The organism is Bradyrhizobium sp. 190, from assembly GCF_023073415.1.
GTDB lineage: Bacteria > Pseudomonadota > Alphaproteobacteria > Rhizobiales > Xanthobacteraceae > Bradyrhizobium.
The window spans coordinates 386,710-399,901 of the sequence record NZ_JADPJL010000065.1 but is presented as its reverse complement, the minus strand read 5'-3'; the positions used below and the strand labels follow the sequence as shown (position 1 = coordinate 399,901).

General features: G+C 60.2%; 11 protein-coding genes and 1 pseudogene. 5 read left to right on the top strand and 7 right to left on the bottom strand.

What is annotated here, in order from left to right:
• Positions 1-58: 58 nt before the first annotated feature.
• Positions 59-1,417: a hypothetical protein gene (locus IVB22_RS33805; protein ID WP_247521480.1), complete on the bottom strand. Its 1,359-nt coding sequence runs from the start codon at positions 1,415-1,417 to the stop codon at positions 59-61.
• A 170-nt stretch (positions 1,418-1,587) separates the two neighbouring features.
• Between IVB22_RS33805 and glmU the strand changes: the two genes are divergently transcribed.
• From glmU to IVB22_RS33790, 3 genes are all read left to right on the top strand, one after another.
• Positions 1,588-2,946: a bifunctional UDP-N-acetylglucosamine diphosphorylase/glucosamine-1-phosphate N-acetyltransferase GlmU gene (gene glmU / locus IVB22_RS33800; protein WP_247521479.1), complete on the top strand. Its 1,359-nt coding sequence runs from the start codon at positions 1,588-1,590 to the stop codon at positions 2,944-2,946.
• A 264-nt stretch (positions 2,947-3,210) separates the two neighbouring features.
• A complete protein-coding gene (locus IVB22_RS33795; protein WP_247521478.1) occupies positions 3,211-3,699 on the top strand; it encodes a Twin-arginine translocation pathway signal in 489 nt (162 codons plus the stop codon).
• Positions 3,700-3,773: 74 nt separating this feature from the next.
• Complete coding sequence (locus tag IVB22_RS33790) at positions 3,774-4,349, top strand: ferric reductase-like transmembrane domain-containing protein (RefSeq protein WP_247521477.1); 576 nt, start codon at positions 3,774-3,776, stop codon at positions 4,347-4,349.
• Positions 4,350-4,594: 245 nt separating this feature from the next.
• Here the strand turns inward: IVB22_RS33790 and IVB22_RS33785 are convergent, their stop codons facing one another.
• The 4 genes from IVB22_RS33785 to IVB22_RS33770 all read right to left on the bottom strand — a co-directional run bounded on the left by IVB22_RS33785 (position 4,595) and on the right by IVB22_RS33770 (position 7,359).
• Positions 4,595-5,455, bottom strand: coding sequence for a DMT family transporter (locus IVB22_RS33785; protein WP_247521476.1), 861 nt, complete (start codon positions 5,453-5,455; stop codon positions 4,595-4,597).
• A gap of 87 nt (positions 5,456-5,542) precedes the next feature.
• Positions 5,543-6,157 carry a TetR/AcrR family transcriptional regulator gene (locus IVB22_RS33780; protein ID WP_247521475.1) on the bottom strand — a complete coding sequence of 205 codons (615 nt, stop codon included), beginning with the start codon at positions 6,155-6,157 and terminating at the stop codon, positions 5,543-5,545.
• A gap of 256 nt (positions 6,158-6,413) precedes the next feature.
• Entirely contained in the window at positions 6,414-7,115 is a 702-nt protein-coding gene (locus tag IVB22_RS33775) for a hypothetical protein (RefSeq protein WP_247521474.1), read from the bottom strand.
• Positions 7,116-7,167: 52 nt separating this feature from the next.
• Entirely contained in the window at positions 7,168-7,359 is a 192-nt protein-coding gene (locus tag IVB22_RS33770; protein WP_247521473.1) for a hypothetical protein, read from the bottom strand.
• Positions 7,360-7,621: 262 nt separating this feature from the next.
• Here IVB22_RS33770 and IVB22_RS33765 point away from each other — a divergent pair.
• Together IVB22_RS33765 and IVB22_RS33760 are read left to right on the top strand one after the other, a co-directional pair.
• A pseudogene (locus IVB22_RS33765) lies at positions 7,622-8,032 on the top strand (DapH/DapD/GlmU-related protein); the annotation flags it as partial.
• 148 nt (positions 8,033-8,180) lie between these two features.
• Entirely contained in the window at positions 8,181-10,292 is a 2,112-nt protein-coding gene (locus tag IVB22_RS33760; RefSeq protein ID WP_247521472.1) for an ATP-binding protein, read from the top strand.
• 79 nt (positions 10,293-10,371) lie between these two features.
• Here IVB22_RS33760 and IVB22_RS33755 read toward each other — a convergent pair whose 3' ends face one another.
• Positions 10,372-10,818 carry a hypothetical protein gene (locus tag IVB22_RS33755; RefSeq protein ID WP_247521471.1) on the bottom strand — a complete coding sequence of 149 codons (447 nt, stop codon included), beginning with the start codon at positions 10,816-10,818 and terminating at the stop codon, positions 10,372-10,374.
• 255 nt (positions 10,819-11,073) lie between these two features.
• Positions 11,074-12,177, bottom strand: a complete 1,104-nt coding sequence (locus IVB22_RS33750) for a hypothetical protein (protein ID WP_247521470.1) — start codon at positions 12,175-12,177, stop codon at positions 11,074-11,076.
• Between the last annotated feature and the right edge of the window lie 1,015 nt (positions 12,178-13,192).

Genomic DNA, 13,192 nt, shown 5'->3' with positions numbered 1-13,192 from the left:
TTCGCATGTGGCGGGACGGCGTGTCAAAAATTTGGCGTAACACTCTGTAGTCAAATGATTATTGCGAATTCTTCCGGTTGAAGAAGGACGACAATGACGTCTGCGTCGTCGCAGGCGGCGGGTCCGGCTTCTTCGGCGCCTCCTCGACGACCACCGCCGGCCGCTTGGCGATGGCGGCGCGACGGCGCGGGGGCTGCTTGGCGGCCGTGGGTGGCGGGTCATCTGACTTCAGCGACAGCCGCTGGCCGTCGAAGATCGTGGTCTCGCAAGGGCGGTTGTTTTCGGTCAGGACGGCGCAGATTTTGGCGGCGGCGCCGGCGTCGTTCAGGGGACCCGCCACCAGGCGAAGCTGCATGCCCAGCCCATTGGTGCCCTCCTTGATGACAATGATCGGGCGCAACGCGGTCAGGGGGGCGTTCGATCGCGATTTCAACAGCCCGCGCCACAACGCGCGCAGGCCGTTCACCGAATTGGCGGCGCCGAGATCGACCCCGAACTCGGTTCGCTGCAGGGAGACTTTTGGCGCCGTGTCATCGTCGGCTTCCGCATCGGTCGCCGATGGCGCCGACGCCACGACGTCAGGGATCGGGCTCGCGATGACAGGGTTTGGCGCCTTGCCCGGCTCGATCAGCTTGCCGGCTGCGGGATCGGGCGGGGCCATCATCGACTGCGCAGCCATCAGCGGCGTGGCGGGCGAAGGCTTTGCGGGCTCCGGCTTGACGGTATCGGCCTTTGCCAAATCTGCCTTTGCCAAATCTGCCTTTGCCAAGTCCGCCTTTGCCAAGTCCCCTTTTGTCATCTCGGCCTTTGCCGCTTCCGGCTTGGCGCTCTCAGCCTTGGCTGCGTCGGTCTTCGCGGCATCCTTGGCGGCGGAGTAAACCGCAGCCGGGGCGGGCTCCGCGGTGGCGGATTTGTCTGCAGCGGGCGCCGCGGCCGGGGTGCTTGCTACCGGCGCGACGGGAGGCGACGGCTGCGGGCTTTGGGCGGCCTGCGGTTCTGCATTTGCTGGCGGCGGCGAAGCCGCAGCGGAACCCTGCCGCGCGATGGCCCCGGTGACGGACTCGAGCCCCTGTTCCAGGCCGGTGACCCGGGAATACAGCCTGTCACGATCCCTATTGAGCGTATCGATGGCCGCCGCAAGCCGTCGCGCCTCGTTCTGGGTTTCCCTGGCGACCACCTGGATCTGCTGCGCCTGCCGCGTCAGATCGACGGCGGCGACCTGTTCCCGCTTCAATCCGAGCGAGGACTGGTTGGCCATGACGGCCAGAATCACCGCAGCCGTGGCGCCGACGCCCCAGGATGCGATCCGCCATAGCGTGCGGCGGTCGAGTTCATTTTCCTCGGCCAGCAAACCGCCCAGCACACCGCCGGTGTCATCCGCCTCGAAGTCCGCGAGATGGTCTGGTTTCTTGGCCAAGCGCCCCTGGCCCTCCTCAAGGCCCTGCCGAATCACACGGCAAACATTAACAGGAAAAGCGCCGGCCACTTGAATCCGGACGTTTTCGGGGCGGCGAATCGGTTTCATCTCCGGGGGAAAACAATTAAAGACGGCCGATGCCGACCGCTGTGCTCGCCCGAGGAAATTGAATGACCGCCCGATCCAGCCTGACTGTCGTGCTTGCGGCCGGTGAGGGCACGCGCATGCGATCCTCGCTGCCGAAGGTGCTGCACCCCGTCGCCGGCCAGTCGCTGCTGGCGCATGTGCTGGACGCGGCCCCGCACGGCGAGGGTGCCTCGCTCGCGGTCGTGATCGGGCCGGACCACAAGGCGGTTGCCGACGAGGTCAGGCGTGTTCGCCCCGATGCGGCGACCTTCGTTCAGGCCGAGCGCCTCGGCACCGCGCATGCCGTGCTGGCCGGCCGCGAGGCAATCGCGCGTGGCGCGGATGATCTGCTGGTGGCGTTCGGCGATACGCCGCTGATTTCGGCAAATACCTTTGCGCGGCTGCGCGCGCCGCTGGAGCAGGGCGCCGCTCTCGCGGTGCTCGGTTTCCGCGCCGCGGATCCGACCGGCTATGGCCGGCTGCTGCTCGAGGGCGACCGCCTGATGGCGATCCGCGAACATGCCGATGCGACGCCTGAAGAGCGCAAGGTGACGCTGTGCAATGCCGGCGTGATGGCGTTCGACGGCAGCCGGGCGCTGGAAATTCTCGACCGGATCGGCAATGCCAACAGCAAGGCTGAGTATTATCTGGTCGATGCCGTCGCCATTGTCAGGGAAATGGGATTGGAGGCCGTCGTGATCGAGACCAGCGAGGACGAAGTGCGCGGGATCAACAACAAGGCGCAGCTCGCCGAAGCGGAAGCGGTGATGCAGGCGCGGCTGCGCAAGGCGGCGCTCGATGCCGGCGTGACGCTAATCGCGCCGGAGACGGTCTATCTCGCGGCCGACACCACGTTCGGCAGCGACGTCACCATCGAGCCGTTCGTGGTGATCGGCCCCGGCGTCACCATCGCCGACGGCGCGGTGATCCATTCGTTCTCGCACATCGTGCAGGCCTCGATCGGCAGACACGCGTCCGTCGGTCCCTATGCGCGCCTGCGCCCGGGCACCTCGCTCGGCGAGGGCGTTCGGATCGGCAATTTCGTGGAGACCAAGGCCGCGACAATCGAAGCGGGCGCCAAGGTCAACCATCTCTCCTATGTCGGCGACGCCCATGTCGGCGCCAACGCCAATCTCGGCGCCGGCACCATCACCTGCAACTACGACGGTTTCTTCAAGCACAAGACCACGATCGGCACCGGCGCCTTCATCGGCACCAACTCCTCGCTGGTGGCGCCGGTGAAAATCGGCAACGGCGCCTACATCGGCTCGGGCTCGGTCATCACCAAGGACGTGCCTGATGATGCGATGGCCGTGGAGCGCAGCCCGCAGAGCAACCGCGAAGGCGGGGCGGCGAAGTACCGCGAGATGAAGATGCGGGCCAAGGCTAAGAAAGAGGGTTGAGCGTAGGGCTTGTTAGGCGTTCCCGACGACCGCTCGGCAATGCTCTAACCGTCTCCAACCATCTGTTGCAGGCATTGATGCCGTGGAACGACGGTGCGTGCATGGGACGCTTCTGAGTAAGCCTCGTGAAAGACGCTGGTCGAGCGGCCGGCACACCCGTTCACAACATTGCGACCTGTCGCGCTCTTCGCCTCCCTCAACTGGGCGTCTCGCGCTTGTTGTTGTACCCTCGGAGCAACGGCACGCTCGCCAGGAGGGATCTACATGACCACCGTCCTACTCAATCGCCGGAACCTTCTCGCTGCTGGCGGCTGCGTTCTGGCAACCGGGGTTTCCGGGCTCCTGTTGCCCGCCCGCGCGCAAGGCGTCGTGCCGACCGCTTCGATGCCGGGCGGGGCCAACAACTACTTCAAGGGCGCGCCGACCGTGGATCGGATCGGCAAGGGTGGCTTCTGGATGAGTGGCACGGTGCGCCGCGCAGGCGACGGGGCTCCGCTTGCCGGCCAGCGCATCCAGATTTGGGCGCACACGACCGAAGGTCGGGAGCATGAGCCGCAAAGTCATGGAGCCACGCTCACCGACAAGAACGGGGCGTTCCGTCTCGAGATGCCGCAGATTATTCCCATCTTTGGCCAACCGCATGGTCATCTCGCCTATGACAGCGGTGAATTCAAAACCGTCTTTCTGCGTCCCGTGATGCGGAGCGCAAAGGATACCAGTCTGGAGGCGCATTTCGTCCTGCAGCCGGTCTGACCGAGTTGCGAACGAAGGGCTGGAGATTGGCCCGGGTCACCCTGATCTGGCTCGCCCTTGCGTCAGCCATTTGCGTGCCGATCGCCGCGGCAGGGACGAGCCCGCTGCTGGCATGGCGCGATCCAGTCTACATACTGGCCTGTTTCGCTGGGATCATCGCACTGGGTCTTGTGCTCGTTCAACCTCTGCTGATTGGCGGATACTTGTCGGGACTGTCGGCCTATCGCGGACGGCGTATACATCACTGGATCGGAGGCGCGCTGGTCGTGGCGGTGGTGGTCCACGTTGGGGGCCTTTGGATCACCAGTCCGCCTGATATGATTGACGCGCTTCTCTTCGTATCGCCGACGCCGTTTTCCCCCTGGGGTGTGATCGCCATGTGGGCAATCTTCGCCGTCGCAGCTTTAGCTGCACTCCGCCGGCGATTGGGACTGCGAGCGCAAACGTGGCGTATCGTCCATATGCCTCTCGCGATCATCATCGTCGCAGGGAGTGTGGTCCATGCCATGCTGATCGAGGGAACGATGGAGACGATCTCGAAGGCGGCGCTTTGCGCGCTGGTCCTCGCGGCGAGCGTAAAAGTCATGGCTGATCTACGGGTGTGGAGAAAGCGAACGACGTCGCGCGAAGAGAGCATTGCGCGGCAGTAAACCAGGCGGAGTTAGCGCACGTGGCATCGCGTCGTCACCACGCCGCCGGGCGCCTCATTTTACCAGCCCTCGGGCGATCTTGCCCTTGATCTTCTCCGCGTCGGCCAACTCGATCGCCTTGGCGTAATTCCGGCGTAGGACTCATAGCGGTTTTCAAGCCAGCTGTTGTGCCGGGTCCTCGCCAGGGGCGTCCTGCTGGGTGCGTTGATTGGTCGGTACGGCGGCAGATTTGGTTCGATCCGGGTTCAAACTGGTCGAGCGCTTGGTCTGGCTTGTGTAATGGCGACGCCTGATATCGCGAGCAGCCCACCGACAATCAACTTCGGGGTGATGCGGTCACCGAGGAACAACACGCTCGAAATCAAGGCGAATACCGGAAGCAGCAGACCGAAGGGGGCGACGCGGCCCATGGAGCAGCGGGCGATCAGCCAGAACCAAAGGCCAAACCCGACAATCCCTCCGATGAAAATCGTGTAGGCGAGGGCCAGCCAACCACGTTCATCCGCCGTGACAAGGCTCGCCAGTTGTCCACACTCAAGGAGCAACGACATCAACATGACCTGCGGCACCGTGAGCAGCGACGACCATCCCATCAACATCAGGGGATCAAAAGGGCCGTAGCGTTTCGTCAGGACGTTGGACACCGCGAATGCGAAGGCTGCCCCGACCACAAGCAATAGCGGAAGCGCGTTTGCCGACAGGCCAGGCTCCGCTGCCAACACGACCACGCCGACGAATGCAATCACCACGCCGGCGGACGTGGCGAGAGACGGCCTCTCCGCGAGCAGCGGCCAGGCTAACAGGACGGTGAAGGGCGTGGCGAGTTGATAGGCGACGGCCGACATGCTTCCCGAGCCGAGCCCAAGGCCAACATAGAACAGCCCGAAGTTCAGTCCGCCAAGGAAAATCGAAATAGCCGCGATAGCGCCGAACTGTTGACGCGCGGGCCTTTTGACGAACGGAACGAGCAGCAGCGCGATGGCCAGGAAGCGCAGCGCGAGGAAGAACAGCGGCGGAAACTCCGTAACGCCCACTTTGATGGCCACGAACTGATAACCCCAGAGCAGGGGAACGGCCACCGCGCAGACGATCTGAATGGCAGACATGGTATCTTCTTTCAAGACCAATCAGTCCAAATATCGGCGCGCCAATAGAGGGGGGCGTCCAAGGGTTGTTTAGCTAATACGGGTTGTTTACCTGATGAAGCGATCGAGAAGCGCGTCAGCGGTGGCTTGCGATGTGATCCGTGTCGGCGCCGTTTTTCCGACCACGCGCAGCCCCTCAACGAAACAGACGAGAATTCGGGCGGCACTCGAAGGCTCAACGCCATCGGCCAGCTTGTCCGCCGTCTTCGCACGGGAAAGTGCATCCGCCACCCTGGTCTCCATGGCCTTGAAAAAGCTCGCGATGCGGCGACCAACTTCAGCATCCTGGCCAGCCAGTTCCATGGCTGTGGCCACCAGCAGGCATCCGCGTCGACCCTTGGCACCGGTCGTGCGGTCAACATAGCCGGCAAGGTAGGCCCGCAGGCCGTCGACCGGCTCTCCGCGGGGGTCGAGTTCGATATCCATCCGGGTCAGGGCATCGGCAATGTAGCGATCAAGCGCACGCAAGAAGAGCGAGTGCTTATCACCGAAAGCGGCGTAAAGGCTGCCACGCGAGAGCTTCGTCGCGCGAAGAAGGTCCGGCAGCGCCGTGGCGTGATAGCCGCGCGACCAGAACACACCCATCGCGCGTTCGACAGCGGCTTCCACGTCAAAACTTCGCGGGCGGCCACGGGGCAACTGCACTGGGGTTCGATGGCTCATTGATGATATATAGACCAAGCGGTCTTTAAATCGCAAGTGGCCGCTCTACGGCAGATGCTGAGTGCGCAGGATGGGTTGAGCTTTCGCGAAACACATCGGGTGGCGGGCCGACTAACTCGTGTCCCGGACGCGGTGCGGCGCGTAGCGCTGCTCCGCTGTGCCGGGACCCATGGGTCACGCTGCGCTCGTGAGATAGGCCCCGGCTCTGCAGCGCATCACTGCGTGCTGCGCTGCGTCCGGGGCACGGAGACCCGAGCTATTGCTCTGACGACAGGCGGATCATCTGGCGCCCGTCATTCATCGCCTTGAGATTGTTGACATAGTTCTCAGGACGCTGCCAGCGATGAGGGACTTTCAATCCCATGAACTCTGCGATGCTGCCGATGAACGCGGTGCAGTTGGTTGTTTCGGCGTTCCAGACCGGTGAACTCGCCTGCAATTTCTTGATGTATGCGAAAACTCTTTTTGCGTCCGGCTCACTCAAGTAAACGCGGTAGCTGGCGGTCAGGTACTGCGGATCCAGATCGCCATAGCTTGCCTTGGTCTCGGACGGCACCCAGATCAGATGACCGAGCACATAAGGTACGTTGTCTCCGGCAGGGGTAAGGCCCGCGACTTCAACGGCTCGCTCGCTTGTCTTCCCGAACCAGACGAAAGCATGTCCCCAGCTCGCCGCCGTTCTGGCTCTGAAATCGACGTAGTACGGGCCCTTTGCTGATCCCGATGCCGGCTTTCGGGTCGACTGTGGCGCCGGTTTCGATTCAGTGAACGCCTCACGGGAAACAAGCGCGTTCGCGTTGGCGGCGCGCTTGTCGACTTCCTGTTTGGGGGAAATGAGACGTTCCAGGCCAGCGAGAATGTCAATCTCGCGTGCCGAAGCTGGATGGATTACGCACTGGAGCAGGACAGCGAGTCCCGCAGCTAAGCATAGTCCTGATCTCTTCGGCCTGATTGCCACGGTTCGCCCTTCAACTGTCGACGATAAGGCTCAGAATCAACGAGGATCTGAATCAATATCGCGCATAGGGCCGCGGTGCGACGGGCGTCTTGCCGACCGGGGTCTTCCCGATTGGGGTCTTGCCAATCGGCATCTTGCCGATCTGGGCCGTCTGATAGACGGGCTCTCTGCGCGGGATGTCGGCAGCACCAGCCGCAGTCACCAGGGCAAGCGTCGCACCCGCTACAATCACGATCTTCTTCACAGTACGTTTTCCTCTTACGTTAGAGAAAGCAGGGCAGTCAGCCACGCCCCCCTCAGCCGCGCCGTGAGCATGAATGTCCGAATGCGCCGACAGTGCGGCAGGGGCGGTCACGTTCGAGCGAGTGCGGCAGATATGAGACAGGCGGAACTTGAATGTGCGCTGTGAGTCCAAAAGCGGACCTTGGCCGGAAGCTCAATCCATGCAAGCGCAGCCTGGATGAGCGCAGCGACTCCGGGATTGTGGTTTACCCCCGCATATCGCTGCGCGCATGCGCCCGGGTGCCTCGCTTGGCGACGGCGAAGCTCGGGCGCTTTGTCGAGACTAAGGCCGCGACGTTAGAGGCGGGCGCCAAGGTCAACCATCTCTCCTATGTTGGCGACGCCCATGTCGGCGCCAACACCAATCTCGGCGCCGGCACCATTACCTGCAACTATGACGGCTTCTCCAAGCACAAGACGCTGATCGGCGAGGTGCTTTCGTCGGCACCAACTCCTCGCTGGTGGCGCCGGTGAAAATCGGCAACGGAGCGTATATCGGCTCGGGCTACGTCATCACCAAGGACGTGCCTGATGATGCGATGGCGGTGGAACGCAGCCCGTAGAGCAACCGCGAGGGCGGCGCGGCGCGCTACCGCGAGATGAAGATGCGGGCGAAGGCGGAGAAAGAGGGGTAGGCGCAGAGCTTGAAAGACTTGCTCAGTGGGGGATCGACTTTGTGCGGTCCCGCCACCGCTGTTGTGCCGGCAACCACCGTGTCAGGCGGTGTTTACAATACAACCTGTGACAGGCATGGTGAGCTTTTCATATCTTCGGGATTCTGCCGTGCCCACACTTATTCCAAACATTGAAAACCGAGTTCGGAAGCTCCCCAAACCTTCGAATGCGACCCAAGGGCTGCAGCCGCTGTTTGAGGCAGTCAGCAATTCGGTCTATGCGGTCGAGGATCGGTTCGGGAAAAACATTAAGAACGGTCGAATTTCGATACGGGTCAGAAACCTGGCTGACCCATACCTGATTGAGATCGTGGTAGCCGATAATGGCATTGGTCTCGATGCGCGGAGATACGACGCGTTCTGCACTATCGACACGGATTTCAAGAGAGCCAAAGGCGGAAAGGGTGTCGGTCGACTGTTTTGGTTGGACGCGTTCAGGGAAATCGTTGTCGAAAGCGTCTACGAATTCAAAAAGGAACTAGTGCGGCGCCAGTTCTTCTTCGTGTTGGACAACAACGAGCAAATCAGGCCGAGTGCGGATAATGAGCCGGTAACAGGTGCCCAGGTCGGCACAACGGTCACCCTCCGCGGGCTGCGCACGGAGGAATATGCCGAAACCTTTCCGAAACGGGCTGACACCTTCCTCCGCTATTTCAGTGCACATTTCATCGCTGATTTCTTGATGGGCAATGGTCCCAGCATCACGGTCCACCTCGACGATGAGTATGTTGTTTATCCGCAGGCGATCGCCGATCTCACGATAGGGACGCCCCTTGAGACAGGCCCTTTCGAACTCAAGGGCTTCGGGAACTTGTCGATCATCGGTTTCACGTGTCGCGCCGAAGCCAGTACTGGCCTTGATGGTAAGCATCAACTGCACCTTCTAGCGAACGGCCGAACTGTTGAAACGCGGAAGGTCGATAATCTGCTCGGCGTCACAAACCTCCAACGCGATTCTGCTCCCGACTTGGTCTTCCATGGATGTGTATCCGGCGAGTATCTGGATGCGCGCGTGAACGAGGGGCGTACGGCGTTCAATTTGCCCGAAAAGCTCCTAAATCAGATCACCCGTGGCTGCATGGAAAAGGTTCGCGAGTCTCTCCTGCCTGCGCAGGTGAAGGCTTACGCTAAAGATCGTGAGAAGAGCTATCAATCCTTCATTTCTCGATATCCGACCTTTGGCTTTGACGATGATGAGACCCAACTCAAGAGGGTGCCGTTTCACGCGACCACTCCGGAGGAGTTTGCAGCAGGCTTGGTAAAGTATCAAATTCGACGGGAAGAAGACCGGCAGGAAGAAATACAAGCGCTGATCGCAACTCTCGACCATGAGGATGTTCCTGCAAATTTCAGCGATGCAGTGATCGAGGCCGCAAAGAATATTCATGCATCCGAGCAGCTTGCTTTGGCGCAACATGTTGCTCGCCGCAAACTCGCCCTCGAGCTTTTGGAGAAGCTGATAAAGCGCATTCGCGCTCGCGAGGGCAAAGACGACGACCATCATCTTGAAAAGACGCTGCACTCCTTCATCTGCCCGATGGGAATTCGAGGAGATGATCCCAAGGAAATCAAGAGCCGTGCACACGAGCTATGGATCGTCGATGAAAGGTTGGCATTCACGCGCGCATTTTCCTCAGACAAACGTCTCGACGACATACTTGCAAATGGAGGGTCAGCCGATCGTCCGGACCTTCTTGTTTGGGACTTGGCTTACGGTTTAGGGGTTGCAGAGTCGGACAATCAAGACTCGGTCAATGTCTCCGAGCCGCTACGCACCATGATGATTGTCGAATTCAAAAAGCCGGGTCGTACTTCTTACAAGAAGGCGGAAGATCAAATCGAAAACCAAATAACGAAGTATCTCGCGCAACTACAAGGGGGAGAGATCGAAGCCTTTGATAAAGCTCGTGTCCGCGTTGCGCCAGATTGCATTTTTTACTGTTATGTAGTGGCCGATATCCGCGGCGACTTGATCCAGCAGTTGTCGAATTGGGAGACGACTGCGAACGGACAGGGGCGCATTCGACCGCTCAAGAACCAGTATCGGGGTTCGATTGAAGTCATTCAATGGCAAGACCTCGTCAACGACGCTTGGATGCGGAACAATGCCACTCTGCGCGCTGCGGGCCTTAGCCGGTCGAAGCCAACACTTACGACGGGACCGAAGCCTCAACTCGAAGAAAGACCGGGTGAACAGGCGTTTGAGGTTGCAAGCTCTTAGCAAGCGTAGCCGGATGAGCGCAGCGATATCCGGGGTTGTGGTCATCCGCGCCTATCGCGGCGCTCATGCGGGCTACCTGCTAAGACACATTAGCGGACACTACCTTCAGAATCTTCTCCAATCCCGGCGGAAGCCCCTCGTAGAATTCTATTCCGCTCGCATTCATCCGCTTGATCCGCGCCGCCAGGACCAAGGCGATTGCCAAGGTACCTACGACGGCAACAGACATCGGGTCGACGACTTGGCCGCGCGCAAGGGAGATGTCGTTTATTCCGTCTTTGGTCAAAGCAGCGAAATCGAACGTCCGGAGGTGGCCGTCCTCCACAAATGTCCTTAGCACCTTTCGGGCGGCTGCGGCCGCTTGGATCGGATCGGCATTGGGATCAAGGACCCAGGCGTCAATTGGAGGGCCCGCCGCACTTGCACGCTCTATCCCTTGCCAGATTACGAGGGCCTCTAGGCCCGAGCGCTCCATCCAACGCCGCATGACAATCTGCAGGGCTTCAATTGCCTGATTGTCGTTCAATGAGTCGATTTCCCGCATAGCATCCAGACCTCCACTACATGAGCTACAGTGACGACCGCTCGGACGAGCACGTCACACCCCCTCGAAGTTGGCTGGTAGCCCGTCTTTGAAGTTCTCGGGTCAACTAAAATGACAAACAAGCTTATCGTGCTGCGCCAGACGTAGACAATTCAGAAACCAAAGAATCCGCGCAATTTGCGCCATCAAGCGATCACGAAGCCAAGACACGCTCATGCGCTTAGCCCATTCTCATATTCAACTCAGAAGCTTCACGTTCAGCTCGGTGAGGCAAGCATCGAGCGGTGACAGCCAAGAGATGCTTTCACTTCCACCGATGATTAGTCCGATCCCTTTTCCGTCGTGCGTGTACACGAGGGACCCGCTGTCGCCTGGTTGGCTAAAAGGTTTGTCGCGGCCCGGAGCCTGCCTAACGCCGAGCACATTCGTGTACACATATTCCTTGCCGGAAATAAGGATGATTTGTCGCTGCACACCTACAAGATCCAGGATGCCATCGGTCAGTCCTGTCGTTCTTCCCATCTTGTAGACTCGCTCACCCAATCGTTCAGCGACAACATCACCTCCAATGACCTCACAAACGGCCATCAGCTTGTCTGGATTCTTAGGGTCTGGAACGTACGTGGCTTCTGGGAGCGTATGCCGGCAGTTTTTTTGTCGCTCGAATTTGACTAGGGCTGCGTCAGTACAGCAAAGATAGTTCGATTCGAGCAGATCCTGATCATAATCGGGCAGAATCAGAAACCGTGCTAGAGATCCGCACTGGTGGTTGCTGATCCGTGGGCCGTCTGGATGGCCCGGGACAAGAATCGCGTCACCCGATTTCGCTCGATTGCTTTTACTGAGAACATGAGACGCACTGACTAGGCCAGGCCAATCCTCACCGTCCTCTAAACTCCTCACCAGGCAGCCAATCGAGCCCGGGAATCCTTCTGTATGTCCGATCGAGCTTCCCGGCGCCAAGCTCCATGCCCGATGCACCTTCGCTTGCGGCGCAGAGGAGTGAGCCCTGGCCGCAGTCAATTGAACAACAGATCCTGGATATGCCGCCCCGATACGGTCGGCAATCTCTGCTGCATGGCTGTGTGCCTTCTCGACCAACAGAGCCACCTTTAGCTTGTTATCACGTCGAGTGACGCCCCACGAAATCTGCCTATCAGCAGCCTGCGGACGATAAGAACTATCGCCGATCAACGCGCGCACGATGGGAGGCATATCTCTATTCGCATCGGCGAGGCAATTTGCAATCTTTGCTCCGTACTCTCCGAGATAATGCTCGAAAATCGAAGCAGTCGCAGCTTCCACGTATCTTTCGGCGTTGATGTTGGGAGAGCTGGTCATGGGGTACATCTTCACTGTACATGAACCCATGCGTCGAAGCATATCACGGGTCAGTCGCCGAGTATACTTGCGTTGGTTGTATTCAGATGTGGGTTGCCCGAATGCACTCCGCTGTGCACGGGAACTAGTCTTCACATCGACCACGACTGGCTTGGCTGGATGGGCCGCGCCAGCGACCGCCATCGCCACCCGAGTGCTCCTTGTCACGACCAGACTATTCCGGTGACAGTGCTCGGCGAGCCAACTGATTTGCTCTGCGCGTTCAGCGCGATTTGTTGAACGAGATCAATCTGATGCTACCCGTCCAGCCTCATCCGAAAAAATAAACCGCTTTCGCCTCAGGCCAAATCACCGCTATCACCTCGCCCGTCCACCCCGGCACGAGGGGCGTATCGCGATCGTCACGGACGCGGGGTTGGATGCGGTGGACGCAGCGGCGTCGGGCGCGATCGTGGTCGCAGGGCGGGTTCTCCCGTGAGTGATCTTACGTTTGCGCAGACGACCGGCGTTTCAAGGCCTTCGCCAGAACTTCGGCCGGCATCTCGCCGATCGGAGTGAAGGTAGAGGGCGCTGCGTACGGCGAAGTCGTGTGGTTCTGGCATCCGTTGCTGATGTCAAGCCAGCGGAGACGCGTCGGCCCGACCGGGCTTAAGACAAATCTCAATCCGCTGGTGACGGTGACAAGAGGAATTCGTCGCCGGGAAGAGCACGAAGTAAGTCGTAAAGCCATTGCGCAGGGAATGCCGGATTGCTTCCGCTGAACCTGTATGCTCGTGTGCGTTTCCTTCTACCCATTGCACACGAGACCGCGGGTGCAGCGAGCACCCGGCATTCCCTGCTCCCTCTCTTCGGGGGAACCAAGGTCAAAGCTCGGGCAGGTCATGCCGCGAGATCGCGGACCCGCATTTCGTAGGCCCTGGCGAGCGTGACGGCTAATCTTATCTGCGTCATAACTGTCAAACCCTCATCCTGAGGAGCCCGCGTAGCGGGCGTCTCGAAGGATGGAGGCCACAGT